The sequence below is a fragment of the Corynebacterium halotolerans YIM 70093 = DSM 44683 genome (genome assembly GCF_000341345.1).
GTDB lineage: Bacteria > Actinomycetota > Actinomycetes > Mycobacteriales > Mycobacteriaceae > Corynebacterium > Corynebacterium halotolerans.
Window position 1 is genome coordinate 897,505 of record NC_020302.1, and the last position, 16,325, is coordinate 913,829.

15 protein-coding genes are annotated in these 16,325 nt (G+C 69.0%); 6 read left to right on the forward strand and 9 right to left on the reverse strand.

Annotated features, from left to right (window positions below):
* Positions 1-146 precede the first annotated feature (146 nt).
* Positions 147-971 (forward strand): DNA-formamidopyrimidine glycosylase family protein, encoded by an 825-nt coding sequence (locus A605_RS04240; RefSeq protein ID WP_015400267.1) that lies wholly within the window; start codon positions 147-149, stop codon positions 969-971.
* Here the strand turns inward: A605_RS04240 and A605_RS04245 are convergent, their stop codons facing one another.
* Together A605_RS04245 and A605_RS04250 are read right to left on the reverse strand one after the other, a co-directional pair.
* Positions 972-1,688: a DedA family protein gene (locus A605_RS04245; protein ID WP_015400268.1), complete on the reverse strand. Its 717-nt coding sequence runs from the start codon at positions 1,686-1,688 to the stop codon at positions 972-974.
* 104 nt (positions 1,689-1,792) lie between these two features.
* Entirely contained in the window at positions 1,793-2,359 is a 567-nt protein-coding gene (locus A605_RS04250) for a DUF1707 SHOCT-like domain-containing protein (RefSeq protein ID WP_015400269.1), read from the reverse strand.
* Positions 2,360-2,554: 195 nt separating this feature from the next.
* Here A605_RS04250 and A605_RS04255 point away from each other — a divergent pair, with 195 nt between their 5' ends.
* The gene (locus A605_RS04255) at positions 2,555-2,968 is read left to right on the forward strand and encodes a YccF domain-containing protein (RefSeq protein ID WP_015400270.1); all 414 of its coding nucleotides are present in this window, start codon (positions 2,555-2,557) and stop codon (positions 2,966-2,968) included.
* Positions 2,969-3,061: 93 nt separating this feature from the next.
* Positions 3,062-3,601 carry a class I SAM-dependent methyltransferase gene (locus A605_RS04260; protein ID WP_211208985.1) on the forward strand — a complete coding sequence of 180 codons (540 nt, stop codon included), beginning with the start codon at positions 3,062-3,064 and terminating at the stop codon, positions 3,599-3,601.
* A gap of 10 nt (positions 3,602-3,611) precedes the next feature.
* Here the strand turns inward: A605_RS04260 and A605_RS04265 are convergent, their stop codons facing one another.
* Together A605_RS04265 and pgi are read right to left on the reverse strand one after the other, a co-directional pair.
* Positions 3,612-4,862, reverse strand: a complete 1,251-nt coding sequence (locus tag A605_RS04265) for an HNH endonuclease signature motif containing protein (protein WP_015400272.1) — start codon at positions 4,860-4,862, stop codon at positions 3,612-3,614.
* 321 nt (positions 4,863-5,183) lie between these two features.
* The gene (gene pgi, locus A605_RS04270; RefSeq protein ID WP_015400273.1) at positions 5,184-6,821 is read right to left on the reverse strand and encodes a glucose-6-phosphate isomerase; all 1,638 of its coding nucleotides are present in this window, start codon (positions 6,819-6,821) and stop codon (positions 5,184-5,186) included.
* A 127-nt stretch (positions 6,822-6,948) separates the two neighbouring features.
* Here pgi and A605_RS04275 point away from each other — a divergent pair, with 127 nt between their 5' ends.
* Both A605_RS04275 and A605_RS04280 read left to right on the forward strand, forming a co-directional pair.
* Complete coding sequence (locus A605_RS04275; RefSeq protein WP_015400274.1) at positions 6,949-7,269, forward strand: antibiotic biosynthesis monooxygenase family protein; 321 nt, start codon at positions 6,949-6,951, stop codon at positions 7,267-7,269.
* Positions 7,270-7,286: 17 nt separating this feature from the next.
* Positions 7,287-8,774, forward strand: coding sequence for an NAD-dependent succinate-semialdehyde dehydrogenase (locus tag A605_RS04280; protein ID WP_015400275.1), 1,488 nt, complete (start codon positions 7,287-7,289; stop codon positions 8,772-8,774).
* A 3-nt stretch (positions 8,775-8,777) separates the two neighbouring features.
* Here A605_RS04280 and A605_RS14755 read toward each other — a convergent pair whose 3' ends face one another.
* From A605_RS14755 to A605_RS04295, 3 genes are read right to left on the reverse strand one after another with little or no spacing between them, the layout of a single operon-like run.
* Positions 8,778-9,584, reverse strand: coding sequence for a hypothetical protein (locus A605_RS14755; RefSeq protein ID WP_015400276.1), 807 nt, complete (start codon positions 9,582-9,584; stop codon positions 8,778-8,780).
* Positions 9,577-10,053, reverse strand: a complete 477-nt coding sequence (locus A605_RS04290) for a DUF6998 domain-containing protein (protein ID WP_015400277.1) — start codon at positions 10,051-10,053, stop codon at positions 9,577-9,579. Before A605_RS04290 ends, A605_RS14755 begins: the two co-directional genes overlap by 8 nt.
* Positions 10,054-10,057: 4 nt before the next feature.
* Entirely contained in the window at positions 10,058-10,366 is a 309-nt protein-coding gene (locus A605_RS04295) for a chorismate mutase (RefSeq protein WP_015400278.1), read from the reverse strand.
* 109 nt (positions 10,367-10,475) lie between these two features.
* Here A605_RS04295 and pcrA point away from each other — a divergent pair, with 109 nt between their 5' ends.
* Positions 10,476-12,899, forward strand: a complete 2,424-nt coding sequence (pcrA, locus tag A605_RS04300) for a DNA helicase PcrA (protein WP_015400279.1) — start codon at positions 10,476-10,478, stop codon at positions 12,897-12,899.
* Here pcrA and A605_RS04305 read toward each other — a convergent pair.
* Together A605_RS04305 and A605_RS04310 are read right to left on the reverse strand one after the other, a co-directional pair.
* The gene (locus A605_RS04305; protein WP_015400280.1) at positions 12,896-15,628 is read right to left on the reverse strand and encodes an ABC transporter permease; all 2,733 of its coding nucleotides are present in this window, start codon (positions 15,626-15,628) and stop codon (positions 12,896-12,898) included. The genes pcrA and A605_RS04305 overlap by 4 nt on opposite strands.
* Positions 15,625-16,323, reverse strand: a complete 699-nt coding sequence (locus A605_RS04310; RefSeq protein WP_015400281.1) for an ABC transporter ATP-binding protein — start codon at positions 16,321-16,323, stop codon at positions 15,625-15,627. Before A605_RS04310 ends, A605_RS04305 begins: the two co-directional genes overlap by 4 nt.
* Between the last annotated feature and the right edge of the window lie 2 nt (positions 16,324-16,325).

The following is a 16,325-nucleotide window of genomic DNA, read 5'->3' on the forward strand; positions in this document are numbered from 1 at the left end:
CCGTCACGGTCTTTCCCCCGGTGCACGATGCCTGCCCCGCGTCGGGAGGAAGACCGCGGCTTCCGTAGTAAGGGGGACCCGACGGGCGCCGGAACGGGCACCGGGGAAAGACCGTGGCGGGTCCACGAGCGGGTACCTTATGGTCCATGCCCGAAGGTGATTCCGTCCTCCAACTGTCCCGGCGTCTGCAGTTCATGGTCGGTCGCGAGGTGGTGGGAACCTCCCTGCGCGTGCCGTCCGTGGCCACCATAGACTTCACCGGCACACACGTCGATCGGATCTGGCCCTATGGCAAGCACCTGTTCATGCAGTTCGGCCGCCGCGTCCTCCACACCCACCTGAAGATGGAGGGCACCTGGTCCATCCAGCTCAAGGGCGACCGCTGGCGCAGGGCCGGGCACACCGCGCGGGTGGTGCTCGACCTCGAGGGGGCACCTCACCCGCGCCCCATCGAGGTGGTCGGCCACGACCTCGGCCTGGTGGAGGTCTTCGGCGTCGACGACTACCACGACCGGGTGGGCCATCTCGGCCCCGACGTCCTCGGCGAGGAGTGGGAGGCCGGTGGCCGGGCGGAGGCGCGGCGGCGTCTGCTCGCGCGGCCGTCGCGACCCGTCGGCACCGCGCTGCTCGACCAGAAGAACCTCGCCGGGGTGGGCAACGAGTACCGCGCCGAGATCTGCTTCCTGTGCGGGGTGCATCCGGCGACGCCCGTCGGCGACGTCGACATCGACGAGATCCTCGATGTCACGCGCCGGGTGATGTGGGACAACCGGCTCGCGCCCCTGCGGGTGACCACCGGGGTGCGCCGGGCGGGGGAGAGCACCTACGTCTTCGGCCGCAACCACCGGCCCTGCCGGCGCTGCGGGAGCCTCATCCGGCAGGATTTTCTCGGTGGCGTCGACCGCGGGGGCGACCCGGACGAACTCGAGCGGGTCATCTGGTGGTGCCCGGTGTGCCAACCGGGGGCATGATCAGCCGCGGTGACGACGGGAACCGCTGTCGGAGGATTCGCGGTCGTCGTCGGTGTCCCGGGTCTGCTCGTCGCCCTGTTTGCCCTGTTTGCCCTGCTTGCCTTGTTTGCGGCGGCGGGCGCGCACCAGCAGGAAGACGAACACGGCGACGAGCGCCACGGCGAGGAGGATGTACACCACGGTCGAGTACTGGTCGATGTACCCGGACACGACGTCGTAGCTCTCGCCGAGCCACATGCCCAGGCCGATGAGTACACCGTTCCACAGCCCCGAGCCGGCCAGTGTCAGCAGTCCGAACTTGAGCGGGTTCATGCGGTCGACGCCCGCGGGGATGGAGATCAGCGAGCGCACGCCCGGCACGAGCCGGCCGAAGAAGACGGACCACGGTCCGTAGCGGTCGAACCAGTGCAGGGCCTTGTCGACGTCCTCGGACTCCACCAGCCACATCCGGTCGGCGATGCGCCGCAGCCGGTCGGCACCGATCGCCGCCCCCAGCCAGTAGAGCAGGAAGGCGCCGATCACGGAGCCGGCCGTGGCCCACAGGAACGCGGAGAAGACATTGAGCTCACCGACCGAGACGGTGAAGCCCGCCAGCGGCAGGACCACCTCGGAGGGGATCGGCGGGAAGAGATTCTCCAGCAGGATGGCGATGCCGACCCCGGGGCCGCCGAGAACCTCCATGAGTGAGACAATCCAGTCGACGATGGAGTTGAGCACGGTGGAGCCTTCCCGGATCAGGTGCAGATGCGGCCATCATACTGCCGCAGACGCCTGATCGGTGCCTGGCAGAACGTCCCCGAGTCCGGTGCCAGTTTCCTGTGTCAGCTTCCGTCCTCGAGCTCGCGCATGCGCTTTGCGGCGTGCTCGACGCGGGCCTTGCGGTTCTTCTCCTCGATCTCCTTGAGCTCGGCGTAGGTCTTCTGGTCGGAATCGGAGAACCGGTAGATCAGGCGGGGCAGCGACATGGTGACCACCAGCGACGGCCACACCATCCACGCCCAGTTCACGCCGACGGCGAACTGGAGGATGAGGAACACCAGCAGGGTGACGCCGAAGATCGCCCCGTCCATGTTCTCGACTTTCCTGCCCCGGTTCCTGATCTGCTGCATCTCCCGCAGCTCGGCGTCGTGCGCGGACACGGCGCGGCCCGGCTCCTGCGGGGTGACGGGGAGCAGCGCCTGGAAGCCCTCCGGGTCCGCCCGGAAGGGCAGGCCCCCGGGCAGGTCGGAGAAGAGCGGCCGCAGCTCCCCGACCGTGCGGGCCGTCGTGGCGGCCCGGGTGCGCTCGTCGAACTCGCCGTCGTCGAGGCGCCCGTCCGTGTAGTGGGTGGACAGCGCCTGCAGGGCATGGATGCGGTCGGAGTCGCTCAGGCGCAGGTGATCATCCATGACACCAAAGTTAGCGCTCGCCGTCCCGCCGCGTCGGCGTCTTCGTTAACTGGTCCTCGACGTGGACCCCGCGGAGCGTGCCCGTCAGCAGCAAGCCGCGAGGTCGTCAACCGCGTGGTCAGGGCCGTCAGGACCGGATGTCGGATGGTCACCGCCGCACGGGTACTCCGGTCCTGTTTTCGCTAGCGTGGACCCATGAAGCTCATCCTCAACCTCATCTGGTTCGTCTTCGGTGGTTTCTTCCTCGCTCTCGGCTACTTCCTCTTCGGCATCATCGCCTGCATCCTGATCATCACCATCCCCGCCGGCGTGGCCTCCTTCCGCATGGCCTCCTTCGCCATCTGGCCCTTCGGCCGCTCCGTCATCCAACCGGTGGAGGGGGCAGGGGGACTGTCCACCGTCACGAACGCCATCTGGTTCGTGATCGCCGGGCTGTGGCTGGCCATCGGCCACATCACCACGGCGGCGGCGCAGGCCATCACCATCATCGGCATCCCGCTGGCGATCGCGAACATCAAGATGATCCCCGTGACCTGCTTCCCCTTCGGCAAACAGATCGTGCCCTCCGACCAGATCCCGTACGGCTATGAACCGATGGTCAAGCTGTAGGTGATCCGGGAAGTACTCGCGGCCCTCAACGCCCGACACCCCTGGAGCCACAACGACCACTTCCATCCCTGACTCCTGCGGTCGCTGCCGCCGGTGCGGGGAGCCGCGCTCGACGTCGGTTACGGGGAAGGCCGGCTGGTGCGCCGGCTGGCCCCGCACGTCGGGCAGGTCACGGGCATCGACACCGACCCGGCGATCATCGATGCCGCGCGGGCCCGGGGTGTGCCCGCCAACGCCGCCTTCCGGGTCGGCGGGTTGGCGGAGGTGCGCGGCCGCTTCGACGTCGTCACCATGGTCGCGGTGCTCCACCACCTGCGGGCCCGCGAGGCCCTGGAGCAGGTCGTCGGGTTGCTCAACCCCGGAGGGCGCTTCCTCTGCGTCGGGCTGGCGCGTGTCGACGGCGCGGTCGACCTCGCCTGGGACGTGCTCAACGCCGCGACGAATCCGGTGATCGGCGTCCTCAAACACCCGCGGGTCAACCGCGGGGCGATCGCCGAACCCGCCTTCCGGACCGTTGAACCCACGCTCGCGCTGGATGAACTGCGGACCGTGGGCGCCGAGGTGATGCCCGGGCTGCGGGTGCGCCGCCGGCAGGGCTTCCGCCACACCCTCAAGTGGACCCGGCCGGGGTGATGCCCCCGGCTCAGAAGGGTGGCGCGTCATCCTGCTCCTCCCTGATCATCCGGGGCGGGTGCTGTCCGGCCGGTCCGGGGCGGGGCCCCTTCCGGCTCTGCTCCCGACGCCGGGCCTCGGCCTTCGCGCGGGCGCGTTCGTGGCGGCGGGCGCGGCGCTGGCTCAACGTCTGCACCCAGCGACGCTGCTTCGGTGCCAGCGGCCCCTCCGCCTCGTCGACCACCCACCGACCGTCGGCGAAGAGCCAGATCACGTCGCCGGTGTGGGCGTCGAGCGCGTAGTGGACCTGGCCGTCCGACTTCCGGTTGTGGTGGTGCTGGCACAGGCACACCATGTTGGCGGCCGCCGTGGGGCCGCCGTCGCGGTGGTTGATCCGGTGGTCTTTCTGAGAGTAGACCGCCGGCCGGTTGCAGCCGGGCCAGCGGCAGGTGCCGTCGCGGCCCTCCAGGTAGGCCCGGATGGCCGGGTTGGGCCGGTAGCCCGCCACCTCCGCCTCGGCCGCCTCGGCCATGTCCCGGACCTTGGCGGCCATCTCCACCGCGCGTTCGGTGCATTCCCGGTCCAGCCAACCGACGGGCTGGAGGAAACCGGGGGCGTCGTCGACGTCGTGGGCGAGGTAGACGTCGAGGACCACCTGGACCTGGATCTTCTCCAGCAGGAGAGCCGTGAGGGCCCGGGCGAAGCTGCAGCCGTGCTCGGTGGCGTAGGTGCGCACGGCCTTCTCGACGCTCGCGTAGGTCAGCGCATCCAGGCGGAACTCAGTGGTCACCGAACCGTCGGCGTCGGTGTGGGAGCGGTAGGAGTTCGACGCCCGGGATTCCTCGGCGTCGTCGACGCCTTCAGGCTCATCCGGGTTCTCTGCGTCCTCCATGCCCGCAGTGTCCTCCGTTTCCTCGATCTTCTCCAGCATCCGGATCACTCCCCGGATCTTGCGGGTGATCGACGCCGGGGTGGGCAGCAGCGGGTTGGGACGGGTGGGGGAGAGGTGCTCGGTGAGGATGTCGTCGAGGGTTTCCCAGAAGAAGGGGTCGTCGTAGAGGTCGGTCGACAGTCCGATCAGCGCCTCGTCGATCTTTCTCAGGTGGAACATGTCCAGGTGGTGCAGCTCCTCGACCAGCTCCCGCAGGGCGGGCAGTTTGTCGAGGGTGTCCAGGGCCTCCAGATTCGAGGCGATGAAGCGCGGGGAGCTGCCGATCGAACGGGCCAGGCCGGCGGCGACTGTGGTCCAGTCGCGTTCGTCGGCGTGAAAATCCGTGGGCATGCACGCCCGCCAGGACTTGTATTCGGCCACGCGTGCTAAACGACGCGTCGCCGCCAGTGGGTCCGAGGTGGAGCAGACGGAGAAGTAGGCTTCAGGGGCATTCGTACCGGTAATGGGAAAGATCACCTCCCTGGAAGGTGGTCGGTTCGTCATGGCTGTGAAGCAGTTCGAACACCAGATCATGTGTTCGATTGCCAAGTTAGGACATGCCATGGACACGACCACCCCCGCGGGGGTGATTCACATGAATAAACCCCCGCGAGCAGGAGGACTTCCTGCTCGCGGGGGCCGACGCCGTCGAACGCGGCGTCGATAAGCGTTCTAGCGCTGCGAGCGGTACCAGCTGATCAGCGCGTCGGTGGAGGCGTCGCCGGAGTCGGGCCCCTCCTCGCCGGAGACGGCCGCGGCCAGTGACTTGGCCTGTTGCTTGCCCAGCTCCACGCCCCACTGGTCGAAGGAGTTGATGTCCCAGATGACGCCCTGGACGAAGGTGATGTGCTCGTAGAGCGCGATCAACGCGCCGAGCACGGCCGGGGTGAGCTCCTCGGCGAGGATGGTCGTCGAGGGGCGGTTACCGGGCATGACCTTGTGCGGAACGAGCGCGGCATCGACCCCCTCCGCCTCGATCTCCCCGGCCGTCTTTCCGAAGGCCAGTACCTTGGTCTGGGCGAAGAAATTGCCCATGAGCAGGTCGTGCATGGAACCCTCACCGGTGGCGGTGGGCAGGTCCTCCTTCGGACGGGCGAAGCCGATGAAGTCGGCCGGCACGATGCGGGTGCCCTGGTGCATGAGCTGGAAGAAGGCGTGCTGACCGTTGGTGCCCGGCTCGCCCCAGTAGATCTCACCGGTGCCGTACTCCACGGCCCCGCCGTCGCGACGCACGGACTTGCCGTTGGACTCCATGGTCAGCTGCTGCAGGTAGGCGGGGAAACGTGCCAGGTCCTGGGAGTAGGGGAGTACCGCGTGGGTGTCCGCGCCGTGGAAGTTGGCGTACCAGACGCCCAGCAGCGCCATGAGCACGGGCACGTTCTGGTCGAACTGCGTGGAGCGGAAGTGCTCGTCCATCGCCCGGAAACCCTCGAGGAAGCGCATGAAGTCCAGGGGGCCGATGACCGCCATGAGCGACAGGCCGATGGCGGAGTCGACGGAGTAGCGCCCGCCCACCCAGTCCCAGAACGGGAACATGTTGGCGGTGTCGATGCCGAACTCGGCGACCTTCTCCGCGTTGGTGCTCACCGCGACGAAGTGCTTGGCGACGGCCGACTCGTCCCCGTCGAAGGCGTCGAGCAGCCAACGCTTCGCGGCGTGGGCGTTGGCCAGGGTCTCCTGGGTGGTGAAGGTCTTGGAGGCCACGATGAACAGGGTGGAACCCGGATCGAGCTCATCCAGGACCGAGACCAGGTCCGCCGGATCGACGTTGGAGACGAACTCCGCGGTGATACCGGCGGTGGCGTACGAGCGCAGTGCCCGGGTGGCCATGGCCGGGCCCAGATCCGAGCCGCCGATGCCGATGTTGACCACCTTCTTGATGGTGTGGCCGGTGTGGCCGAGCCAGTTGCCCGAACGCAGCGCGGAGGCGAAGTCGCGCATCCGGCCGAGCACCTCGTGGACGTCCGCCGCGACGTCCTGACCGTCGACGCTCAGATCCTCCTCGACCGGCAGCCGCAGCGCGGTGTGCAGCACCGCACGGTCCTCGGTGTTGTTGATGCGCTCGCCGGTGAACATCTCCTCGATCCGCTCGCCCAGCTCCGCCTTCTTGGCCAGCACGACCAGAGCGTCACGGGTCTCGTCGTCGATGAGGTTCTTCGACAGATCCACATGCAGCCCGGCGGCGTCGAAGGTGTACTTCTCGACGCGCTCCGGGTCGGAGGCGAACAGCTCGCGCAGAGTCTGGGTCTGCTTCTGCTCGAAGTGGGTCTCGAGATACTTCCACTCTTCCGAAGATGTCATGTCGGCCATGGCGACGGCTCCTATTGCTGCGTTAACGGACTCAACCTTTCCCACGAATGTAGTGAAGAACCTCCCCCGTCGCCGGGTATCCGGCTTTTCGGTGCCACGGACACGCATCGGGGGCACAATGGGGGCCATGAGCATTGTCAAGATCAACGCATTGTCCGTGCCTGAGGGCTCCGGCGAGGAGCTGGAGAAGCGCTTCGCGGCCCGCAAACACGCCGTCGACTCCTCCCCGGGCTTCGAGGGATTCCAGCTGCTGCGCCCGGTGGCGGGGGAGAACCGTTACTTCGTGGTCACCCGCTGGGCCGACCAGGCATCCTACGAGGCGTGGCGTGACGGCGACGCCCGCGCCGCCCACGGCGAAGGCGAGGGGCAGCAGCCGCGCAAGCCTGTGGCCTCGGGCGCCGAACTCCTCGAGTTCGAGGTCGTGCTCGACTCCACGAAAGAAGATTAAGGAGTAAAGGTGGGGGCATGACCTCCACCGACTCCGCCACTGACATTGACCTGAAGAAACTGATCAATGACACCCCGAAGGGCCTGTTCATCGACGGCGAGTTCACCGCCGCCGAGAACAAGGAGACCTTCGAGGTGATCAACCCCGCCGACGGGGACGTGCTCGCCGAGGTGGCCTCCGCCTCCGAGGCCGACGCCCGTCGCGCGCTGGATTCCATCTGTGCCGCTCAGGACGGGTGGGCCGCCACCCCGGCGCGGGAACGCTCCGAGATTCTGCGCCGGGCCTTTGAGATCCTGCGGGAGAACAGCGAGGAGCTGGCCTACCTGCAGTCCCTCGAGCTGGGGCGCGCACTGCCGGATTCCCGCAGCGAGGTGACCTACGGCTCCGAGTTCTTCCGCTGGTTCGCCGAGGAAGGCGTGCGCGTGCGCGGCGACTACCGGCATTCGCCGGCCGGACACTCCCGCATCGTGGTGCACCGCCAGCCGGTCGGCCCCTGCCTGGCGATCACGCCGTGGAACTTCCCGTTGGCGATGGGAGCGCGCAAGATCGCCCCGGCCCTGGCCGCCGGCTGCACCATGATCATCAAGCCGGCCTCGAAGACTCCGCTGACCATGCTGTTCCTCGCGCAGGCACTCAAGGAGGCGGGCCTGCCCGACGGGGTGCTCGCCGTCGTGCCGACGGGCAGCAGCTCGAATGTCTCCGCCCTGCTTGACGACGCCCGCCTGCGCAAGCTCACCTTCACCGGCTCCACGGAGGTCGGCCAGATGCTCGCCGCGAAGGCGGCGGAGCACTCGATGAACGTCAGCCTCGAGCTGGGCGGCAACGCCCCCTTCGTGGTGCTCGAGGACGCCGACCTGGACACCGTGGTCACCGCGACCGTCACCGCGAAGATGCGCGGCGGCGGGCAGGTCTGCATCGCCGCCAACCGCTTCCTGGTTCATTCCTCACTCAAGGACGAGTTCATCCGGCGCACCTCCGCCGAGCTGGCGAAGTTCACCCTCGGCCGGGCCACCGACCCGGACGTGGACTTCGGCCCGCTCTCCGGAGCCGATCAGCTGGAGAAGGTCTCCGGACTCGTCGATGACGCCGTGGAACGCGGCGCCACCCGGCACCTGGGCGGCGAGCTGCCGGAGGGCCTGACCGAGGGCGGCTACTACTACCCGGCCACGGTCCTCAGCGATGTCCCGGTGGAGGCCGAGATCTCCTCGGCCGAGATCTTCGGCCCGGTGGTGGCGGTGACCACCTTCGAGACCGACGAGGAGGCGGTGGCGTTGGCCAACGACACGCCCTACGGGTTGGCGGCCTACCTGTTCTCCGAGAACCTCACCCGCGTGTTCGACGTGGCCGAGCGCATCGAGGCCGGCATGATCGCCGTGAACAAGGGCGCGCTGTCCGATCCGGCCGCCCCTTTCGGCGGAGTCAAGGAATCCGGCAACGGGCGCGAGGGCGGCTTCGAGGGCATCGAGGAGTACCTGGAACCGAAGTTCATCTCGCTGCCGCTGTAGCTGCTATACCAGCGGTTCCACCGCCCACGACCCGGGAAGTTGCGGCTCGGGTAGCAGTACGGACGGATCGTGACCGTAGTCGAGCACCAGTCGGGCCCGGTGCAGACGGCGGGCGAGCGGGAACACGGCGGGCGAGGAGGGCCCGGCGACCACGCGTCGAGTCTCCGCGAGCCACAGGGGTCCGGCGACGGCGTCATCGTCCACGCGCACCGGGGAAGGGGAGGAGGACAGCAGAGCCGGATCCCCGGCGTCCCGCACCGCGCGGATGAGCCGGGAGTACTCGGCGGACAGGGCGTCCTCCTCTTGCTCCGCGGCCATCAGATGCAGCGTGACCAGCCACCGCGACGCTGGCACCGGTGGGGTGGCGGCGGGCTCCTCCGGGGTGGGATCCCACCGGGGAGCGGCACCGGTCCACGCCTGGCCAGGCACGAACGGCTCGACGTCCACCGCACTGAGGAAGCCGGGGAACGGATCGGGTCCGGCATGGTCCGCGAAGAACAGCTTCTCGTGGACCTCCTCATCGAAGTCCGGATTGACGCTGATGACGCAGTGCACCGTGAACAGCTCGAGGGACTCCGGTTCGGGGATGTCGCAGCGCAGTGCCTCATAGACGGCCGTGCAGCGCAGGTCCCACAGAAAGAACTCGTTGTCCTCCGGGGTGGGGAGACCGGAGATGAAGTGGATCCGGGCTTGTTCCGCCGGGATCCCGTTCAGCCGCTCGACGTAGAGTTTCTGGGCCCGGGCCAGCCGGTCAGGATGAGCAACGAAGGTCGTGGTGGCCAGGCGCGTGGGCCAGGGGGAGTCAGGCATGACGCCGCCCGGGTATCCGCTCCGTCGCGGGAACCTCGGCGTTGAGCTTCCGGAGTCTGCTCAGGCTGATGATCGCAGCACCGTTGTTCTGGAACCGACCCAGCTGGGAGTGCACCCGGTCATATGGGCCGTTGTAGACGACCTCGTGTTCGAGATCGGGCTCCTTCGACAACTTCAGGACAATCAACGATGCGGCGACACCATCAGAGGTCCGTCGGATGGCGACGCCAGAGGTCCCGTAGGTGGCCTTGATCTCCACCGTGCGGCCGTCCGGGGTCAGCGCATCGTGGCCGGCGGTGGAGGCGTTGACCAGCGCGACGTCGAAAAGCGTCGCCGCAGTGACCTCCCCCAGAGAGCCGACGAGGTGGCCGTCGGGGGTGAACTTCCGCCCCGGGTAAAGTTCCTCGAGCTGATCGACGATCGCGTGCAGCTCGCTCACCAGCTGACCAGTGCGTGCCAGGCGCTCCATTGGCTCAGCCCAGCCGACCGCGCCCCAGCCGCAGCAGAATGGCGGCCAGCGCCGGGCCCTCCTCGCCGAGTTCGTCGCGGAACTGGTTGATGATGGCGACCTCACGGGTGTGCACCAGGCGGGTGCCGCCCGAGCCCATGCGGGTGCGGCCGATGGCCTGGGAGACCTCGGTGCGGCGCTTGACCGCCTCCAGGATCACGCGGTCGAGGCGGTCGATCTCCTGGCGGTATTTCTGGATCTCCGCGTCCGAGAGCGGGTCGTCGGTGCCGGAGGGCATCCGGATCTCGAAGTTCTGGTCAGCGGCGTCGGTCATGGGTGTTATTGTGCCACGCACCCCGCCGTTTCCGGGCTTCGGCGGGGGTTGGGTCCCCACGTCCGTGGAATCGGTCGTGTCCACCGCGCCTAGTAGGTTGTTAGTCATCATGGACAGCTCAACCGCATCGCCCTTCACCTCCTCCCGCAACCCGGACTCCTTCGGCTCCGACGCCGACCTGACCGCAGGTCTGAACGAGCAGCAGAAGGCCGCCGTCGAGCATTCCGGCACCCCGCTGCTGATCGTCGCCGGCGCCGGCTCCGGCAAGACCGCCGTGCTGACCCGCCGCATCGCCCACCTGCTGCGCCACCGTGGGGTCGCGCCCTGGCAGATCCTCGCCATCACCTTCACCAACAAGGCCGCCGCCGAGATGCGCGAGCGCGTCGCCGGGCTCATCGGACCGGCGGCCGAGCGGATGTGGGTGGCCACCTTCCACTCCATCTGCGTGCGCATCCTGCGTCAGCAGGCCCAGCTCGTGCCGGGTCTGAACACGAACTTCACGATCTACGACGGTGACGACTCCCGCCGTCTGCTGACGATGATCGCCAAGGACCTCAACCTGGATCTGAAGAAGTTCACCGCGCGCACGCTCAACAACGCGATCTCGAACCTCAAGAACGAGCTCACCGGGCCCGAGGAAGCGCTCGCCGACGCCGAGGCGACGAAGAACCCCTTCGAAACGACCGTCGCCAAGGTCTTCGAGGAGTACCAGCGCCGCCTGCGCTCGTCCAACGCCGTGGACTTCGACGACCTGATCGGCGAGGTCGTGCGGATCTTCCGCGAGCACCCGCAGGTCACCGAGTACTACCGGCGCCGCTTCCGCCACGTGCTCGTCGACGAGTACCAGGACACCAACCACGCCCAGTACGAACTCGTCTCCACGCTGGTGGGCACCGGCCCGGAGGCCGCTGAGCTGTGCGTGGTGGGTGACTCCGACCAGTCGATCTACGCCTTCCGTGGCGCGACGATCCGCAATATCGAGGAGTTCGAGCGCGACTACCCGCAGGCCACCACCATCCTGCTGGAGCAGAACTACCGCTCCACCCAGAACATCCTCAGCGCCGCCAACGCGGTGATCTCGCGCAACGACGGCCGCCGGGAGAAGAACCTGTGGACCGCCCACGGAACGGGCCCCGAGATCGTCGGTTACGTCTCCGACAACGAGCACGACGAGGCGCGCTTCATCGCCTCCGAGATCGACGCGCTCGTCGACAAGGGGCGTTCCTACTCCGATATCGCGGTGATGTACCGCACCAACAACGCCTCCCGTGCGCTCGAGGACGTATTCATCCGCGCGGGCATCCCCTACAAGGTCGTCGGCGGCACCCGCTTCTACGAGCGCCGCGAGATCCGTGACGTCGTGGCCTACCTGCGCATCCTCGACAACCCCGATGACACGGTCAGCCTCCGGCGCATCATCAACACCCCGCGCCGCGGCATCGGCGACCGGGCCCAGGCCTTCATCAACCTCCACGCGCAGAACAACGGGGTGAGCTTCGGCGCGGCGCTCGTCGACGCCACCAACGACAAGGTGGACCTGCTCGGCGCGCGTGGGCGCAACGCCGTGGTCAAGTTCGTCGAGATGATGGACGGCCTGCGCAACGAGATGCCGACCCTGGTCAACGAGGTCACCGGCATGCCGGACCTGGGTGAGCTGATCTCCCGGATTCTCGACGCCACCGGGTACCGGGCCGAGCTCGAGGCCTCCAACGATCCGCAGGACGGGGCGCGGCTGGACAACCTCAACGAGCTGGTCTCCGTGGCCCGCGAGTTCTCCTCCGAGGCCGCCAACCAGGTCGCCTACGAGGAGATGGACGGCGGGCAGGTTGAGCTCGACGAGGGGGAGGCCGCACCGGGCAGCCTCCAGGCCTTCCTGGAGCGGGTCTCCCTGGTGGCCGACGCCGACCAGCTGCCCGACAACGAGCAGGGCGTGGTCACCCTGATGACCCTGCACACCGCCAAGGGCCTGGAGTTCCCGGTCGTGTTCCTCACCGGCTGGGAGGACGGCCAGTTCCCGCACCTGCGCGCGCTCGGCGATCCGAAGGAGCTGGCGGAGGAGCGCCGCCTGGCCTACGTGGGCATCACGCGCGCCCGGGAGCAGCTCTACCTCACCCGCGCGATGCTGCGCTCCTCGTGGGGCAACGCCGTGACCAACCCGCCGAGCCGCTTCCTCGGCGAGATCCCGGGTGAGCTGATCGACTGGCGCCGCGAGGAGCCCGAGAACTCCTTCTCGGACGCGTGGGGCACGGGCGGCACGGGCGGCAGGGGCGGTTCCGGCTTCGGCGGTGGCGGCTGGGGGAGCGCCCCGAAGCGCGGCACGCCGAAGCGAACGGAGCGCAGCATCCCGACCCGGCCGAAGAACAACAACCTGCAGCTGGACGTCGGCGACCGCGTCAACCACGCCAAGTACGGTCTGGGCACCGTGCTGTCCTCCGACGGTTCCGGGGCGCGCGCCACCGTGACCATCGACTTCGGCACCTCCGGCAAGGTGCGTCTGATGCTCATCGGCGGCGTGCCGATGGAGAAGCTCTAGGTCTCCCGGTACTCCGGCTCCCCACGTCGGCGGTGGAACAACCCGCCGACGGCCGCGGCCGCCAGCGGAGTGACCACCGCCAGCACGAGCACGATCCACCAGTCCACCCGGACGAAGCCGGCCTCGCCGACCTCGAGCACCGCGCCGTTGATGTCGGTGACCGTGCGGGTAGCGCCCAGCCAGGAGGCCAGGTAGGCGGCGACGAGTCCCGTGACCGTCGCCACGCCCGCGAGCAACCCGGCCAGCACCGCGGACGTCCGCGACGCCAGCGACGGGTCGGCGCCGAGGGCGTCGAGCAGCGCGAACTGACGGCGTGACTGCGGGGCCGACAGGGCGAGCGCCAGGGCGACCACCACCAGGACGATCAGGCCCAGCACCCCGGCGACCACGACGCTATAGCCCGGGAACGACCAGTGCTCCACCGTGTAGCTGACCTGGACACCGTAGGTCTCCTCCGCCAGGGTCTCGCGGATATCACGCTGGGTGGCGTGATCCAGTCCGCCGGAGGGCAGCAGCGTCGTGCCGAGGTAGACCGGCTCGATCCCCAGGGCCTGCGCCGCCTGCGGGCTCACGATCCGGCCAGGGAAGAGCTCCGGCAGGACCGCGTGCACCGGGAGGGTGGCTGAGCCCAGGACGACCGGTTCCTGCTCCCCGCCCACTTCACGCACCTGGAACTCCGCCTCCCCGGATGTCTCGCCGGTGCGCATCAGCACCGCCGGTCCCCGCAACGCCTCGGCGGCCGCGGCGCGTTTCCCCTCGTCCATCCCGGAGAACAGGGAGAGGATTTCCGGTCCGGCGATCAGCGCCTGGGCGTCCACGCCACCGAGTGCACCGGAGACGGGGGCGTGACGACGGTCGGGTAGGCACAGGGCGGCGGCCCCGGAGTCGGTGCGCGGATCCGATCCGTCCGGGGCGAGCAGGGTACCGCTCTCCTCGTCGTACATGCAGTGCTGCTGCCCGACCCGGTGCAGCTCGATCCACGGGACCGAGCTGCGGCCGAAGGGCAGGCCGTAGAGGTCGATGCTCTCGGCCGGGCCGACCTTGGAGCGGGCGAGTTCGACCGCCGGAGCGAGGTCCTCCTCGCTGAACTGCCCCGCAGACCCGAACGTGGGGGAGACGGTCAGTGCCTCCGGCCGGTAGACGGAGGCGTTGAGCGCCTGCGTGTGTGTCTGATTGGTCTGTTCGGTGGTGATGACCGTGAGTGCGATGAACACCAGGGCCATCAGCGCGGCCACCACCGGGACTGAACGCAACGACTGTCGGCCGGCATTTCGACCGGCAAGCCGCAACGCCAGGGGAGCTGAACGGGTGATGCGCCCTAACCCCCACACCAGCACGGGCGCCGTGGCTGCCAGCGAGAGGAGGAACAACAGCAGCAGCACCGGTTCAAGGTCGTGGAGCAGCCTGCGGTCCGACTGCCCGCCGAGGACGCTCCCGGCCAGGAACCAACCCAGGACGATGATCACCAGCGCCACCGGGCCGACCGCCATCCAGGGCCGCCAGCCACGCATCCGGTCCGGGGTGGCCCCCTGGATGCCGGCGCTGATCGCCGCCCGCGCGGCGAGAACAGCCGGCAGGAAGGCGGCCAGCACGGAGCCGAGCACCGCGAAGCCCCAGGCCGCCACGACCGGAAGCCAGGGGACGGTCACCGGCCAACCGGGATTCTGCACCGCCCACCACAGGCTCGTTCCGCCCACCCCGAGGACCAGCCCGAGGGTGGCGCCGATCAGACCGGTGAACAGCCCGTAGGCGAGCACCGCCCAGCGGATCTGCCGCGGGGTGGCGCCCTGCGAACTCATGAGCGCGAAGACCCGGGACTGCCGGGAGACGGCGATGGTGAACACCGGGGAGATCAGCAGCAGAAGCAGCACCACTCCGATCAGCACGATTGCCGCGGCGGAGATGACGGACAACCAGGTGGAGAGCGCGTTGTCGTGGATGAATGTGCCGGTGGAGCGGTACTCCGGGGCGAGTTCCTCGGCCGGTGGCGGGTCGTCGATGACGTCCTGGGACTGGACCAGGAAGCCGGCCTCGTTGAGGGCGAGCACGTCCTCCCAGGTGAAGGCGTCCGGGCCCGTGATCATCCACCCCGAGTCCGACGCCCCGAACCCGTCGACGCTGCGGTAGGCGGCCGGGTCGGCCAAGGTGGGCTCCACCGTCAGGGCGGCGTATCCGGGCATCACGCCGCTGACCTGGAGGCTCCGGCCCGCCCGTTCGCCCGTATCCAGCTCGACCTCATCGCCCGCGTCCACGCCGAGGCGTGCGGCGGTTGATTTCGGCAGCATGATCTCGCCCGGCCCGGGCAGGGAGCCGGTCTCCGGGTCGAGGTTGCGGGGCAGGGCATCGGCGGACAGTTGGCGCACGTGGACACTGTCGACGGCGGGACCCGCGCTGACCTCACTCAGCCGGTTCAGCCGCAGCTGTGCGGTGAACCCCTCGGGCAGGGCCGCCGCAAGGTGCTCCTGCTCGGAGAATCCGGGCGGTTCCTCCGCACCGGAGCAGTGGGCCTGGGTGGCGTCGGGCGACTGGATGCACTGCCCACCCGAGTACCAGGCGACGGTGCGGGGTTCGGCGATCCGCAGGGCGGACTGGTTGGACCAGGCCCACACCAGGTTGACGGAGAACAGGGCGACCGGGAGGGCGACCAGCAGGATTGCGGCGAGCAGGCGCAGCGGGTGGCGGGCCATGTCGCGCCGGGTCGGTCGGGTGGCGGCGAGCAGTGAGCTCATCGGTGATCATCCTCCGGCAGGACGTGGCCGTCGCGGACCATGATGACACGGTCCGCCCAGCCGGCGAACCGCGGTTCATGTGTGACCAGCAGGCCCGCGGCCCCGGCGTCGACCCGGTCACGCAGGATGCGCAGCACGTCGTCGCCGGTGGTGGTGTCGAGCGCGCCCGTCGGCTCGTCGGCCAGCAGCACGGAGCGCTCACCGATCAGGGCGCGGGCAATGGCCGCCCGCTGGGCCTGGCCGCCCGAGATCTCCTCCGGGTAGCGGTCGGCCACTCCCTCGAGGCCGACCTCGGCCAGGGCGGTCTCCGCGGAGCGACGGCACTCGGCGGGGGAGAGACCGTCGAGCTCGAGCGGGAGGGAGACGTTCTCCCCGACGGTCAGGGTGGGCACGAGGTTGTAGTGCTGGAAGACCAGACCGAGGCGGGTGCGGCGCAGCTGGGCGGCCTTGCCCGGTGAGAGGTCGGCGGCGTCGACGCCGTCGATGAGCACGCGTCCCGACGTCGGCGGCTGCAGCAGGCCCGCGACGTTGAGGAGAGTGGACTTGCCGGAGCCGGAGGGCCCCATGACGGCGACGAGCTCACCGGGCTCCAGGGCCAGGGAGACGTCGTCGAGCGCGACGACGCGGCGCGGGCCGTCGCCGAAGACACAGGAGACGTCCTGGAGTTCCAGGGGATACGGATCGGTGGGGGACATGG